The sequence below is a fragment of the Pseudomonas sp. PGPPP1 genome (genome assembly GCF_002255865.1).
GTDB classification, from domain to species: domain Bacteria; phylum Pseudomonadota; class Gammaproteobacteria; order Pseudomonadales; family Pseudomonadaceae; genus Aquipseudomonas; species Aquipseudomonas cremoris.
The window spans coordinates 806,785-820,095 of record NZ_NKIG01000001.1; the positions used below are offsets into that span (position 1 = coordinate 806,785).

General features: G+C 61.9%; 13 protein-coding genes and 1 pseudogene. 5 read left to right on the forward strand and 9 right to left on the reverse strand.

All coding sequences use genetic code 11. The annotated features are described in order from the left end of the window. Nucleotides 1-104 precede the first annotated feature (104 nt). Nucleotides 105-953 (reverse strand): LysR family transcriptional regulator, encoded by an 849-nt coding sequence (locus CFE47_RS03690; protein WP_286835542.1) that lies wholly within the window; start codon nucleotides 951-953, stop codon nucleotides 105-107. A gap of 115 nt (nucleotides 954-1,068) precedes the next feature. On the opposite strand from CFE47_RS03690, the gene CFE47_RS03695 reads away from it, so the two are divergent. Next, a complete protein-coding gene (locus tag CFE47_RS03695) occupies nucleotides 1,069-1,773 on the forward strand; it encodes a haloacid dehalogenase type II (protein WP_286835543.1) in 705 nt (234 codons plus the stop codon). A 3-nt stretch (nucleotides 1,774-1,776) separates the two neighbouring features. Beyond that, a complete protein-coding gene (locus CFE47_RS03700) occupies nucleotides 1,777-1,941 on the forward strand; it encodes a hypothetical protein (protein ID WP_286835544.1) in 165 nt (54 codons plus the stop codon). 104 nt (nucleotides 1,942-2,045) lie between these two features. On the opposite strand, the gene CFE47_RS03705 is transcribed toward CFE47_RS03700, so the two are convergent. Continuing rightward, on the reverse strand, nucleotides 2,046-3,044 hold the full coding sequence (locus CFE47_RS03705) for a M14 family metallopeptidase (protein ID WP_286835545.1): 999 nt from the start codon (nucleotides 3,042-3,044) through the stop codon (nucleotides 2,046-2,048). Nucleotides 3,045-3,245: 201 nt separating this feature from the next. On the opposite strand from CFE47_RS03705, the pseudogene CFE47_RS03710 reads away from it, so the two are divergent. Continuing rightward, nucleotides 3,246-3,674, forward strand: a pseudogene (locus CFE47_RS03710) (TetR family transcriptional regulator C-terminal domain-containing protein); the annotation flags it as partial. Here CFE47_RS03710 and CFE47_RS03715 read toward each other — a convergent pair. The 7 genes from CFE47_RS03715 to CFE47_RS03745 all read right to left on the reverse strand — a co-directional run bounded on the left by CFE47_RS03715 (nucleotide 3,630) and on the right by CFE47_RS03745 (nucleotide 10,869). Beyond that, complete coding sequence (locus CFE47_RS03715; protein ID WP_286835546.1) at nucleotides 3,630-4,628, reverse strand: DMT family transporter; 999 nt, start codon at nucleotides 4,626-4,628, stop codon at nucleotides 3,630-3,632. The pseudogene CFE47_RS03710 and the gene CFE47_RS03715 overlap by 45 nt on opposite strands. Further along, the gene (locus CFE47_RS03720) at nucleotides 4,625-5,323 is read right to left on the reverse strand and encodes an ABC transporter permease (RefSeq protein ID WP_185706212.1); all 699 of its coding nucleotides are present in this window, start codon (nucleotides 5,321-5,323) and stop codon (nucleotides 4,625-4,627) included. The genes CFE47_RS03715 and CFE47_RS03720 overlap by 4 nt, the downstream gene beginning before the upstream one ends. Before the next feature lie 22 nt (nucleotides 5,324-5,345). After that, a complete protein-coding gene (locus tag CFE47_RS03725) occupies nucleotides 5,346-6,050 on the reverse strand; it encodes an ABC transporter permease (RefSeq protein ID WP_185706214.1) in 705 nt (234 codons plus the stop codon). After that, nucleotides 6,050-6,904 carry a transporter substrate-binding domain-containing protein gene (locus CFE47_RS03730; protein ID WP_286835547.1) on the reverse strand — a complete coding sequence of 285 codons (855 nt, stop codon included), beginning with the start codon at nucleotides 6,902-6,904 and terminating at the stop codon, nucleotides 6,050-6,052. The genes CFE47_RS03725 and CFE47_RS03730 overlap by 1 nt, the downstream gene beginning before the upstream one ends. A 25-nt stretch (nucleotides 6,905-6,929) precedes the next feature. After that, nucleotides 6,930-8,924: an aminotransferase class I/II-fold pyridoxal phosphate-dependent enzyme gene (locus CFE47_RS03735; RefSeq protein ID WP_286835548.1), complete on the reverse strand. Its 1,995-nt coding sequence runs from the start codon at nucleotides 8,922-8,924 to the stop codon at nucleotides 6,930-6,932. A 138-nt stretch (nucleotides 8,925-9,062) separates the two neighbouring features. Next, nucleotides 9,063-9,872, reverse strand: coding sequence for a CDP-diacylglycerol diphosphatase (locus tag CFE47_RS03740; protein ID WP_353744887.1), 810 nt, complete (start codon nucleotides 9,870-9,872; stop codon nucleotides 9,063-9,065). A 13-nt stretch (nucleotides 9,873-9,885) separates the two neighbouring features. Beyond that, nucleotides 9,886-10,869 (reverse strand): aldo/keto reductase, encoded by a 984-nt coding sequence (locus CFE47_RS03745; protein ID WP_185706222.1) that lies wholly within the window; start codon nucleotides 10,867-10,869, stop codon nucleotides 9,886-9,888. A gap of 113 nt (nucleotides 10,870-10,982) precedes the next feature. Between CFE47_RS03745 and CFE47_RS03750 the strand changes: the two genes are divergently transcribed. Together CFE47_RS03750 and CFE47_RS03755 are read left to right on the forward strand one after the other, a co-directional pair. Next, nucleotides 10,983-11,909, forward strand: a complete 927-nt coding sequence (locus tag CFE47_RS03750) for a LysR family transcriptional regulator (protein WP_286835550.1) — start codon at nucleotides 10,983-10,985, stop codon at nucleotides 11,907-11,909. Between the two features lie 56 nt (nucleotides 11,910-11,965). Further along, a complete protein-coding gene (locus tag CFE47_RS03755) occupies nucleotides 11,966-13,306 on the forward strand; it encodes a cation:proton antiporter (RefSeq protein ID WP_286835551.1) in 1,341 nt (446 codons plus the stop codon). The last annotated feature ends 5 nt before the right edge of the window (nucleotides 13,307-13,311 follow it).

Consider the following 13,311-nt stretch of genomic DNA (forward strand, 5'->3'; position numbering starts at 1 on the left):
CCTGCGTTGGGCGGCTGGATAGAACCCTCAGACTGCATCCAGTTGGCGCGACAAACGTTGATCGTAGTCAACCCACCGTGGCATGCGATGACCGGGTGTCGATCTTATGCCGCCGACAGCCCAATCTCTGCGCGCAGGCATTCAATCAAGTCGCGGTGGGTGGCACTGAGCGGCTGCGCACCGCTGATCAGCGCCAGTTCCGAAGGCGGCACGGGCGGTAGTTCATGACAGATACGGTGGCTGGGCAACACGGCGCTCATGGGCAGGATGCTGATGCCCAGGCCCGACGCGACGGCGGCCTGGATGCCCGTCAGGCTGTGACTGCCGAATGCCACGCGCCAGCTGCGTCGCGCTTTGTCCAAGGTACGAATGGCCCGCTGGCGGTATATGCACCCTTGAGGAAACAACGCCAGCGGCAGGGTTTCAACCTGCAGGTCCTGGCCCTTGCCACACACCCACACCAACGTCTCCGGCCAATGGGCATGGCACTCGCCGCTGCCGGCTTCTCGCTTGACCAGGGCGATATCGATGTCCCCCTTGTCGAGTTGCCGACGCAGCTCGGTGCTCATGCCACTCACCGTTTCGAGCCGCGCTTGCGGGCGGGCGCGGACGAAGCCGGAAAGTATCGAGGCCATGCGCGTCGCATCGAAGTCCTCGGGTACGCCCAGGCGCACCTGCACCAGGCGGGTGTCGGTGTTCAAGGCATCACGGGCCTCGCGGGACAGGCTTAACAGGCGCCGAGCGTACTGGGTCAACAACTCACCCTGTTCGGTGGGGCTGACATGCTGGCCGGAACGGTCGCGCACCAGCAGCACTTGGCCGACGCTGTCTTCCAGCTTGCGAATCTGCTGGCTGACGGTGGACTGGGTACGGTGCACCCGCTCGGCGGCGCGGGTAAAGCTGCCTTCATCCACCACGCAGACCAGGGTGTGCAGTAACTCAAGATCAAACATGGTGAGGACTCTCATATCGAAAAATCAACTGTGATACAGAGGTTAATTTAATTTCCAACTGACAGCCAGGCTTCCTATGCTGGATTACATCCTCCATGACCCGACAGGTGACCCCATGCCGCTCGAACATTCCCCTCGCCCGCTGTGGCTGACCTTTGACTGCTACGGCACTCTGATCCAGTGGGATGAAGGCCTGCGTGCCGCCATCGACCGCATCCTGGATGAAAAAGGCGAGCACCAGGTCGATCGGGAAACCTTGATCAGCGTCTACGATCATCACGAACACGCCCTGGAGCAAACGCCGCCGCATCGCAACTTTCGCACCCTGGCAGGTTTGAGCTTGCAACAGGCCTTACAAGAGCTGGGGCTAACGGCCAACGAGCACGACGGCGCACTGCTCACTGACAGCATCAGTGCCATGCCGCCGTTTCCCGAAGTGGTGGGCACGCTGGGGCAGCTCAAGGCATTGGGTTACAAACTGTGCATCGTCTCCAACACCGACGATGATGTGATCAGCGGCAATGTTGCGCAACTGGGCGGCTATATCGACCGGGTCATCACCGCCCAACAGGCCGGCGCCTACAAGCCCGATCGTCGCTTGTTCGACCATGCTCATCAGCAACTGGGGGTAAGCCTGGACCAAGTGGTGCACATCTGCGCCAGCCCCCACCTTGACCACGCGGCGGCACGGGATATGGGTTTTCGCTGCGTGTGGATCGACCGAGGCACAGGCCGCCAATTGCTGGCCGACTACACCCCGGATGCGATCCTGCCGACCCTCGATGGCGTGCCTGGACTGTTCAAGTCCTTGGGGTGGTGAGCCATGGCGCATACCTTTACACCCACTTCCTCCAGCCCACGGGCCGGGCGTTTCGATCTCGACAGTCGCGCTGTCATCGATGCACGTGTCGAGCTGGCTGCCTGCCTGCAACTGGCGGCGACCCGGCCAGTGCGCGGGCGCATCTGGACAGCGGGATGCGCCGCCTGAAAAAGCTGGGGTCGCATTTCGATACCTGACTCCCACTCATCCAAATGTGGGAGCTGGCTTGCCTGCGATAGCGGTGTGACTGACTGGCACACCGCCTTCGCACACTATGGATCCAGCGGGCCGCCGTTGTAGCCCTCGGATAACCGTGTTCCGGTGAATTTCGCCACCACCGAACCCTGCGCCACCAGGCGCTCGCGGTGGCCGGTGACCATCCGGCCGGTTTGCGCGGCATGCAAGATCACTTCGGAGTGGTGATCGCCCGGGCGACCGATTATCCGCGCGAAACGCTGCCCTTCCTCAACGTAATCCCCCAGGCCGATTTCAAACACCAGCACGCCGGCACAGGGCGCAAGGATAGTTTCCATGCAGCCCATGTCCACCACGTCGCCCTGCCATTCGGCGATGTCGGCCACTTCGTCGATCACCCCATTGATGCACAGCCACGCCCACAGGCCATCGGCATCTTGCTTGGCCAACGCATCGCTGACGTCCGCTTGCCCGCGCAATTCAATGGTAGCCGTCAGGCGTGGTGAGCCGTGGTTGTTGACCGTTTCTTCAAAAGAGCCGTCGCCGCCTTCGTCCCACACGATGACTACCTCGGCTTGCAACGCCGCCGCCAGCGCCAACCCCTGCTCCGGCCAGAAACGGCGGTGGATGTAGAGATACGGCAGCGCTTCGTCGTCAGTGTGCAGGTCCAGCATCAAATCGGCATCAAGGGCCAGTTGCGCCAGGCTTTTTTGCCATTGAGCGAAGTTGCTGGCCGGGCGCTGCTGGGCCAGGGATTGGTCGAAGCCACGGTTGAAGTTCTGCCCGGTGGCCTCATGAAAGCGCCCTAACAAGCGGCCCTGACGAAACTGCCCGATGCCAAACGGATTGGCTTGCGGCACCACCGTGACGGTGCCGCGCAGTCGCCCTTGGTCTTGGCAAGCCTGCAAACGCGGCAACAACTGATGCAGCACCAGCATCCCGGCGATTTCATCGGCATGCACACCTGCTTGCAGGTGCACGCGGGGCCCGCTGCCGTCCCCGTCAAACCGCCAGGCGCCGATATGCAGACGGTTACCGGCGTCGCCGCTCACCTGCCACGAAAGGTCTTTTGCCATGCCTTGCCCTCCTCTGATCAATTAATCGGTAGAGATTGAACAGCTGTTCAACTAACCTGATGATTCCGGTCTTCCATCAAAGGCGATCCCGTGACTGTCGACCCTCCCAAACTGCGCCGTGCCGGCCCCGACGAACGCCGCGACTTGCTGGTCGCTGCCACCCTCACCTGCCTGGCTCGCGACGGCCACGCGGGCATTTCCGTGCGACGCATTGCGGCCGAAGCCGGAGTGTCCGTGGGCTTGCTCAATCATCATTTCGGCAGCATCGACGCGCTGATTGCCGAGACCTACCACAAGCTGGCCAACGAGCTGACCAGCGCCCTATGGGAACAGGTCGAGCACGCCGAAGGCGCCGCCGCGCGCCTGGATGCGTTCCTCAGTGCGTCGTTTTCGCCACGGGTGATGGACCCCGACCTGCTCGGCGTGTGGGTAGTGTTCTGGAGCCTGATCCGCCACTCGCCCCACGTTAACCAGTCCCACGAAAACAGTTACCACGCCTACCTGGCGCTGATCCAACAGCTGCTGGACGACTTGGCCCGCAGCGAAAACCTGGTGATCCACGACAGCCGTTTGGCGGCCATCGGCTTATCGGCGATGCTCGACGGACTCTGGCTTGAGGGGTGTCTCAACCCCGGCACCTTCAGTCCCGCCAACGGGCTGCACATCTGCCGCTGCTGGGTACAGGGGCTGCGTCACGGAGCATTCGGCGCCGACCACGTCCTGTGACACCGGATGCCGCGCACTGAGCATGGCCAGGGTGCCACTGACGGCGATCAGCACCGCGCCAATGATCAGTGAGCTGTCCATCACGGTGCCCCACACCAGGCTGGACAGGATGAACGCCCAAATAAGCCCGGTGTATTCGAACGGCGCGAGCAAGGTGGCGGTGGCACGCCGGAAACTCGCAAACAGTAGAAACTGCCCAATACCGCCGACCATGCCCGCCGCCAACATCCCCAGCCAGGCCGGCGTCGGTGCCGGGGTGTGGGTCCAGGGCAAAGTCACCGCCATGCAGATGACGAACACCACGTTGGTGATCAGCATCTGTTCCAGCACCGAAGTCGCCGGGTCGACCTGGCGCAGCTGGATATAGGTAAACGCCCAGCACAGCGCCGCCGCCAGGGTCAGGGCGATGGGCACCGGGTCGAGCATATTGCTCGGGCGACACGCGATGACTACCCCAACAAAGCCGATGACCAGCGAAATCCACTGGCCACGGCTGGCGCGCTCCTTGAGGATCAGCGCCGCGAGCAACGTCACCATGATCGGCGCAGAGAAATACAACGTGGTCATTTCCGCCAGGGTCAGGTCCTTGGCGGCGGTGTAATACAGCAGCCACGCCAGCAACGACAGCAGCCCACGAATGACTAGCAACCGGCGGCTGACCGACGTCCAGGCACGGCGCAACAACCCCATGCGCCCAGCAATCACGCAGGCCGCGACCACCACCAGACTGCGCCAGAACAAAATGGTGAACACCGAATAATCGGCCACCAGCCACTTGATCACCGCGTCCTGCAACGCCAGGAACAAATAGGCCAGGGAGCACAGGGCAATCCCTTGCAGCGAGCGGTCCTGGTTCATCCGGCCGACCTGCGCAGCGGCGTTCCGCGCCGTTCGGCGATGGCATACACGCCTTCGATCAAAAAGGTCAGGCACAGGTAGACACCCGCAACCAACAACAATGGCTGGTAAATCTGCAACGTCTGGGCACGCACCACGTTGGCTGCGCCCAGCAGGTCAACCACGGCAATCGTCGATGCCAGTGCGGTGGACTTGAGCAGCATCACCGTTTCCCCGGCCAGTGTTGGCAATAACAGGCGCATTGCCCGTGGCAGGCGCACCCGCAGCAACGCCTGGCGCGGTGTCATGCCAAACGCCGAGGCGGCTTCCATCTCACCCTTGGGCACCGCCAGCAGGCCGCCGCGAATCACCTCCCCCACGTACGCGCCCACCGACAGCACCAGGGCAAACACGATGTACCAGTAGCCGTCACGCAAATACGGCCATAAGAAGCTGCTGCGGATCATCGGGAACTGCGCAAACAAGCTGCCCAACCCGTAATAGAAAATGTAGATCTGGATCAGCAACGGCGTGCCCCGTAGCACACTGGTGTATGCCAGTGCGCTGCGGGCCAGCCATTTACGCCGCGACAACCGCGCCAACGCCACCAGAACCGCCAGGGCAAAACCCAACACCGCCGAAATCACCAGCAGCGACAAGGTGGTCTGCAAGCCCTTGGCGATCAGGCCCGCGTAATAGCTTATCCATTCAGGCATCCACTGAGGCATAGGTCCCCCCTCACTCGACAACCGGCATCCAGCGACGAATACGCCGCTCCAGACGCCCGGACAGGTAGTTGGAAGCCAGCGTCACCAGGTAATACAAGGCGGCGGCCGTGAGGTAGAACAACAGGTATTGCCGGGTCGAGCCCGCCGCCTGTTTAGCGGTGTACAGCAGCTCGTTGGTGCCGACCACACTGATCAGCGCGCTGTCCTTGATCAGGTTGATCCACAGGTTGGACATGCCCGCCAAGGCGTAAGGCGCCATGATCGGCAACGTCACTCGGCGGAACAGGCCAAACCCGCTCAAGCCGAAGGCCCGTGCTGCCTCGATCTGGCCGTGGGGAATCGCCAGGATCGCCGCGCGGAAAATCTCCGACGCGTAGGCGCCCTGCACCAACCCCAGCACCAGGATCGCCACCAGCGGCCCGCTGATATTGACCTGCTCAAAGCCCAGCCACAGCATCAGCGCGTTGAGGCCCATGGACCCTGCGTAATACAGCAGCAGGATCAACAGCAGTTCCGGCACCGCACGAAACACCGTGGTGTAGCCGCGCATCAACAACCCGATCGGGCGCGGTGCACTGAGCTTGGCACAGGCCACCACCAGGCCGATCAACAAGCCGACCACAAACGACCCGGCGGAGATCTGCAGGGTCATCCATAACCCTTTGAGCAACGCGTTGCCCCACCCTTGTTCGCCGAAGCTGAGTAGCTCGAACATCATTCGCTCTTCTGGGCGATTTGCTGGTACGGGCTGTCACAGGTCTTGCTCACAAACGCCGGAGTATCGCTGCGCTTGCATGGGCTGACCGACAGGCCGAAGTAGTGTTGCGACAGGTCGTCGTAGTCCTTGCTGACCAGTAATTCACCAATCGCTTTGTCCAGGCGGGCCTTGAGCGCGGTGTCTTCCTTGCGCAGCCCCGCGCCAACGCCACGGCCGATGATCGGGTCGTAGGGCACGCTGGCGATATGCGCCAGGCCGGCGGCTTCCGGGGTCTTGACCATCATGGCGATGGCGGTGTCGTCGGCCATCATGTAATCGATTCGTCCGGCAATCAGGTCCGCGTTGGCTGATTCCTGAGTGTCGTAGTACTTAAGGTCGGCGATGTTTTCGTAGTACTTCTTCAAGTAGTTGGCGCTGACGGTGGAGATCTGCACGCCAATCAGCTTGCCCTTGAGGCCCGCCGGCGAGATCTCCACTTCGCTGCCCTTCGGCCCGGCGACGCCCAGCAGAGAGTCGTAATAGGCGCGGCTGAACGCGATCTGTTTTTCGCGCTCATCGGTCACCGACATTGACGAGAAGATCACGTCGATCTTCTTTGCCAGCAACGAAGGGATGATGCCGTCCCACGCCACTTCCTTGATCTGGCATTCGGCTTTCATGCCTTCGCACAGCTTGTGGATCAGGTCCACTTCGAAACCGGACCACTGGCCGTTGCCGCCTTTCACGGTGAACGGTGGGTAGGGTTCGGCCGCGACCGCAAACACGATGGGTTTCTCTGCCGCCAGGGTAAAACCTGCGGCCAACATCAACACTGCACTGCTCAACCACGTTGCCATGCGTTTGGATTTCATGATTTTGCCCCGTCTTTTTATGGAGTTAGCGAGTTTGATGCGCGTTGACGAACTGTCGGCAACGCTCACTGCGTGGGTCGATAAACACCGCATCCGGCGAGCCGGTTTCTTCGATCATGCCTTGGTGCAAGAACGCCACTTTCGACGACACATCCCGGGCGAACGCCATTTCATGGGTGACCAGGATCATGGTGCGGCCCTCTTCGGCCAGGGAGCGGATCACCCGCAGTACCTCGCCCACCAGTTCAGGGTCGAGGGCCGAGGTGGGTTCGTCGAACAGCATGACTTTGGGACGCATGGCCAACGCGCGGGCAATCGCCACGCGCTGTTGCTGGCCACCGGAAAGGAACGCAGGAAACTCATTGCGCTTGGCGGCCAGGCCTACGCGGTCGAGCAAGGCTTCGGCGCGTTCGGTGGCCTCGGCGCGGCTTTCGCGTAGCACCTGGGTCGGCGCTTCGATCAGGTTTTCCAGGACTGTGCGGTGCGGCCACAGGTTGAAGTTCTGGAACACCATGCCCAGCGTTGAGCGAATGCGCACCAGCTGTTTGGCATCGGCCACCAGCGGCGCGCCGGGGCGGCCATAGTTGAGTTTGATGCTCTCGCCGTCCACGTGGATGCTGCCCTGGTCGGGCACTTCGAGCATGTTGATGCAGCGCAGCAATGTGCTCTTGCCCGAGCCGCTGGCGCCGATCAGCGAGATAACCTCACCTTCGTGAGCCGTGAGGGATATGCCCTTGAGCACTTCGATATTGCCGAAGCGCTTATGCAGGTCGATGACCTCGATCATCTTCTTGGCTTGCGCCGGTTGCACTACTTCGATTCTGGGCGCAGCCGCGATACGCGGCTCGCCCGCCAGCTTGGCGACAAACTGCGCGATGCGCTGGCAGGCTTCAGCCAGGCGCTCTTCGCCGAGCGTAAAGGACAAACGCACAAAGCCCTGCGCCGGTTCGCCAAACGCAGCGGCGTCAAGCACTGACACGCCGGCTTCACGGAACAACCGCCAGGCAAAATCCAGGGAACTCAAACCGGTGTCGCGCACATCTACCAGCACAAACATGCCCGCTTGCGGCGCCTGCACCTTGATCCCCGGGCACGCGGCCAGGCCAGCCACCACCAGGTCACGCCGGCGCCGGTAGATCTCACGCATGCCAGAGGTCACTTCATCATGGGCCAGCACCGCGGCAGTGGCCGCTTCCATCACAAAGCCCGGCAGCCCGTACAGCATGCTCAGCACCAGGGTTTCGGCGTGGGCGACCATCTGCGGGTTGGCGATGATCCAACCGATGCGCCAGCCGGTCATGGCGTGGGACTTGGACAAACTGCCAATCACCACGCAGCGCTCGGCCATGCCCGGCAAGGCGGCGAGGCTGTGGTACTCACCATCGAACACCAGGCTTTCGTACACCTCATCCACCACCACCCAGAGGTCGTGGGTGATGGCCAAGTCGGCGATAGCCTGCAACTCGTCGCGGTTCAGTACCACGCCGGTGGGGTTGTTGGGGTTAGAGAAGAAAATCGCCCGAGTACGCGGGGTAATCGCGGCGGCGAGCGCCTGTGGATCGAGCCTGAAGCCCGATTCCGGCGAACACCGCACGCGCACCAACGTCGCGCCGCTGGCCTTGAGTGTGGCTTCGTAGGTGACGTACATCGGGTCAAGCACCAGCACTTCATCACCTGCCTGCAACAGGCACAGGGAAGTCACGAACAATGCGTTCTGCGCACCGGCGACGCTGATGACGTTTTCGGCGCTCAACGGGCGCGCCAATGTCTGGCTGTAACGTGCGGCAATCGCCTCGCGCAGGGCCGGGCGGCCGGGAATTTCGGTGTAGTGGGTGTCGCCTTCGCGTAGCGCGCCGATGGCGGCATCGGTGATAAAAGAGGGCGTGGCGAAATCCGGATCGCCGACGCTGAGGATGATGATGTCTTCGCCCTGGCTGGCGGCGTGGAACGCGGCGTGGTGGATGTCCCAGGCGGCTACGCCCTGCCCTGCAATTCGTTCGACGAAGGGGGAAAACCGCATGCCAGAGCCTCTCGTTCAAGAAGAAAAAGCGCGAACCCGTTTGTTGGGAAACGGGTGGATGCGGTCAACATAGTTCAAACTGAACAGTCGTTCAATGGGTAAGTTTGGGCCCGTGTCGTTTATCGTCCAAAGAGGTCGTTAAGCGCCTTGTTGCGGTTTCATCAAGCCACACTTGACGTCCTGCAGTTCCTCGGTCGAGCCCAGATTCCATTCCCTCAACGCCAAGTGGGTGGCGAGCAGCACAAAGCCGCCGTCGCCCAGCGGGGTCATCAGCAAACTGTAGCCGCGCATGGAATCGCCTTGTGCATCCACGTAGTCACGCAGCAGCGCCAGCGGGTCCTGCGTGTCTGCGTCTTGCGTCGACAGTCTGCGCGCCGTGTAGGTGTGCCCGTGCAACTGGGCAGGCAACACCTGCCAGTGCTCGTCGAGGTGTGCGCCTGACTGATTGAGCGCGGCAAACACCTCCGGACGCAGGCAGGCGATGTGCACGTGCAACTGGTTCTGCGAACGCCCATATCGGGAGTTGATCGCCACTGAGACAAAGCGGTCAGGCACGGGGGTGGACAGGCCGGCGGACAACACGCTGCGGTACTTCCAGGCCAATGCAACGTAATGCGGCAGCCATGGTTTTCCCAGGGCCGGGTCTTCAATGCCGGTGACTTTGTCGGTGGGAATCAACAGGTCCTGCAGCGGGCCGTTGCGGTCCTTGAGCAGCGTAAAGCCACGGTCCAGGTCCACGGCCAGGCAAGGGGCTGGATTGTGCTGCTGTTGCTGGTCGGGGACGCACTGCTGGCTGACGATCTGCCACAGGACGTCGGGGTTGCCTCGCCACTGCAAGGCTGCAAGCATCAACCCGCCACAGAGCAAACCACCCGCTAGGGTGAAAACAGTACCGCGCCTCATGCATGAACCTCGATGTACAGGGATGATGGTGTGAGCTGCCGACATCCCTGTCGCAGGGTTAACGCTCGGGTGGCGCCAGGAACTCGGGGCCAACTGGGTCTTTGATCGTAGCGGCCAGAATACGGTCGATATGTGTCAGGTGATCGGGCGATAACCGCCAGCCAAACACCTCTTCAAAGCCCCGTAACTGCTCGGGCCGCCGCGCGCCCCACAGGGCGATGGTCGGGCCTTGGTCGAGTACCCAGCGCAAGGCCAGGGCAAGCACCGATTTACCGTGGTACTCACGGGCATACACGTCCAGCGCAGCAACGGCCGCCAGGTACTGCTCGAAACACGGCGGCTTGAATTTCGGGTCCAGCGTGCGCACATCGTCACCGGCAAACCGAGTGGCGGCATGCATGCTGCCGCTGAGCAGCCCTCGGCACAAGGGGCCATAGGCCAATACCACCAGGGAATGCAGCTTGGCGTACGGCAGAATGTCGCTGTCGATGGCCCGTTCGAACAGGTTGTACGGCGGCTGCACGGTGGCCAACGCGGTGTACTGGCTGAAACGATCCATTTGCGCGGTGGAATAGTTGCTCACCCCGACCGCGAGGATCTTGCCTTCGGCACGCAGGCGCTCCAACTCTTCGGCGGTTTCTTGCTGGGCCACCAAGGGGTCGGGCCAATGCACCTGGTACAGGTCGATGTAGTCGGTTTCCAGGCGTTTGAGCGAGCCCTCGACCTCTTTGCGAATGCGCTGGGCCGTGGCGTTGCGTTGCACAGTCCCCGTGTCCCACTGCAACCCGGCCTTGGTGGAAATCACGGCCGAGTGACGCACGCCACGCAAGGCTTTGCCGATCAGTTCTTCGGACAGGCCAAAACCATACACCGGCGCGGTGTCGATCAGGTTGATGCCGATGGCCAGCGCATGGCGGATGGTCCGGCTGGACAGCTCGTCATCCGCGCCGCCCCACAAATGTCCGCCCATGGACCAGGTACCCAGTGCGATTCGCGAAACCGCCTTTTCGATACCCGCAATCCGGATGGTCTCGACGTACATGAAAAAACACCCCTGCCCACGATAAAGCTTAGAAAAGCAATTACTCTAGATCATCCAAGGTTGAATAGGGCTCAACGCTGCATGCAACCGAATGCCTACAAAAGAGACTTGATATGCCTGTTTTCAACCGTTCCGAGCTGGCTGATCTAAACGTGTTCATGGCTATCATCCGGCGCCGCAGCTTCCGCCATGCTGCCCATGAATTGGGCGTGACCACCTCGGCGTTAAGCCACACCATGCGCAACCTGGAAACGCGCCTGGGCGTGAAACTGCTCTACCGCAGCAGTCGCGCCGTGGAACCGACCGATGCCGGCACCTTGCTGGCGGAAAAACTCAGCCAAGGCTTCGCCACCATCAAGGATGGACTCGACACCTTGGAGCTATACCGCGAGGCACCCATTGGCCGTTTGCGGCTTAACGTGCCGCGCGATGCGGCGGTATTGTTGCTGGCACCGATCCTGGGCGATTTCTGCGCTGCCTACCCGCAACTGCGCCTGGACCTGATCGTGCAGGACCAGATGGTCGACATCATCGCCGAAGGCTACGACGCCGGTATTCGCTACGGGGCCACGGTGCCGCAGGACATGGTTGCCGTGCCACTTACCGGCGCGCTGCGCTGGATTACCGTCGCCTCCCCCGCCTACCTTGCGCGCCGAGGCATCCCCCAAGCACCCAAAGACCTGCAGCAACACTCGTGCATCCGCATGTACCTGGGCGACAAGACCGCCTACAAGTGGGAGTTGGGCAACGGCCCGCGCCAACAACGCATCGACGTGCCCGGCCACTTCAGTGCGGCGGATACCGAAACCATCGTCAATGCGGCGTTGCAGGGTGTGGGGGTTGCGTATTGCCTGTCCAACCGCGTGGAACAGGAACTCAAGGACGGCCGACTGGTGGCGGTGTTGCCTGACTGGGCATGTATCGGCGAGCCGTTGTGCATGTATTACCCCAGCCGCCGGCAATCGCAACCGGGGTTGCGCCAATTGATGGACATGATCCGCATGAAAACCATCGGCACGCAGTTGATGGAATCACATTGAACCTGCATCGCGCCCGCGCCCTCAAACCTGCATAGACAGCGGCCTGGATCCCCACGATGACTTTCGTTCTATGGCTGGCCGTACTCGGCGCCGTGCTGCTCACCCTCGCGCTCACCTCCTCTTACCTGCGCTGGATGCCCGTTACAACGTCGGCTGTGTGCCTGCTGCTGGGCGTGGGCATCGGCCCTTTGGGCGTGGACCTGTTGCAGTTGGACATCAAGGATTCCGCACGCTGGATGGAACACTTGACCGAGGTCGCCGTGCTGTTTTCGCTGTTTGTCAGCGGCTTGAAACTGCGTCTGCCCCTCAGGCACCGTACCTGGCGCATCGCCTTCGGCATGGCCGGGCCGGTGATGCTGCTGAGCATTCTGGGCCTGTGCCTTGCGTTGCATTATGTATTCGCGTTGTCGTGGGGGGTGTCGCTGCTGGTGGGTGCCATTCTGGCGCCGACTGATCCGGTATTGGCAGGACTGGTACAGGTCAACAACGCACAGGACTATGACGCGCTGCGGTTTGGCCTGTCCGGTGAAGCAGGCTTGAACGACGGTACCGCCTTCCCCTTTGTGATTTTTGCCTTGTTGTTCATGCAGCATGGCGGCTTCGACGGCAACTGGCTCGGCGGTTGGGTGCTGAAAAACCTGCTGTGGGCGGTCCCGGCCGGGCTGCTGATCGGGTATTGGATGGGCCGGGGCATCGGCCGTATCACCTTGTGGATGCGCATCACCAATGCTGACAGCACCCTGTCACCCAATGACTACCTGACACTCGCCTTGATTGCGCTGGCGTATGTCACGGCCGAAGCACTCGGTGGTTATGGCTTCTTGTCAGTGTTCGCTGCCGGCCTGGGCTTGCGCCAGGCTGAATTCAAGTCTACGGGCAATTCGCAAATTCCTTCCGAACACCTTGCGCTGCCGGTGGTGGGTCACCTTGAAGTCGCACCGGACAAAGCCTTGCAGGGCGATACCACACAGTTGGCCGACACACAGATCGCCGCCGGCGTGATGATGGGCGACATGCTTTCATTTGGCGGGTTGGTGGAGCGCTCGATGGAGGTGTTTCTGGTGACGCTGCTCGGGGTGGTGCTGGCCAGCCATTGGGACTGGCGAGCCGTGTGGGTGGGCGTTCTGTTGTTTTGCGTGATCCGCCCTTTGAGCGTGCTTGCAATGCCCTGGGGCCGCTTGCTGGATCGACAGCAACGCGGCCTGGTGGGCTGGTTTGGCATTCGCGGCATCGGCAGCATCTACTACCTGTTCTATGCGCTCAACCACGGGTTGGTCGGCACCAGCAGCGCCGTGGCGGTGAACCTGACGCTGTCGGTGATTGCGCTGAGCATCGTCGTACATGGCCTGAGTACACAGCCGATGCTGGCGTGGTATGAACGGCGAGCCCAAGCGTGACAGCC

Bases quoted from the DNA above. Each gene is read 5' to 3' on its own strand.
- CFE47_RS03725 (WP_185706214.1), bottom strand. From the start codon at position 6,050: ATGTTCGAGCTACTCAGCTTCGGCGAACAAGGGTGGGGCAACGCGTTG.
- CFE47_RS03740 (WP_353744887.1), bottom strand. From the start codon at position 9,872: ATGTCGGCAGCTCACACCATCATCCCTGTACATCGAGGTTCATGCATG.
- CFE47_RS03750 (WP_286835550.1), top strand. From the start codon at position 10,983: ATGCCTGTTTTCAACCGTTCCGAGCTGGCTGATCTAAACGTGTTCATG.
- CFE47_RS03695 (WP_286835543.1), top strand. From the start codon at position 1,069: ATGCCGCTCGAACATTCCCCTCGCCCGCTGTGGCTGACCTTTGACTGC.
- CFE47_RS03720 (WP_185706212.1), bottom strand. From the start codon at position 5,323: ATGCCTGAATGGATAAGCTATTACGCGGGCCTGATCGCCAAGGGCTTG.
- CFE47_RS03715 (WP_286835546.1), bottom strand. From the start codon at position 4,628: ATGAACCAGGACCGCTCGCTGCAAGGGATTGCCCTGTGCTCCCTGGCC.
- CFE47_RS03735 (WP_286835548.1), bottom strand. From the start codon at position 8,924: ATGCGGTTTTCCCCCTTCGTCGAACGAATTGCAGGGCAGGGCGTAGCC.
- CFE47_RS03730 (WP_286835547.1), bottom strand. From the start codon at position 6,904: ATGAAATCCAAACGCATGGCAACGTGGTTGAGCAGTGCAGTGTTGATG.
- CFE47_RS03745 (WP_185706222.1), bottom strand. From the start codon at position 10,869: ATGTACGTCGAGACCATCCGGATTGCGGGTATCGAAAAGGCGGTTTCG.
- CFE47_RS03690 (WP_286835542.1), bottom strand. From the start codon at position 953: ATGTTTGATCTTGAGTTACTGCACACCCTGGTCTGCGTGGTGGATGAA.
- CFE47_RS03705 (WP_286835545.1), bottom strand. From the start codon at position 3,044: ATGGCAAAAGACCTTTCGTGGCAGGTGAGCGGCGACGCCGGTAACCGT.
- CFE47_RS03755 (WP_286835551.1), top strand. From the start codon at position 11,966: ATGACTTTCGTTCTATGGCTGGCCGTACTCGGCGCCGTGCTGCTCACC.
- CFE47_RS03700 (WP_286835544.1), top strand. From the start codon at position 1,777: ATGGCGCATACCTTTACACCCACTTCCTCCAGCCCACGGGCCGGGCGT.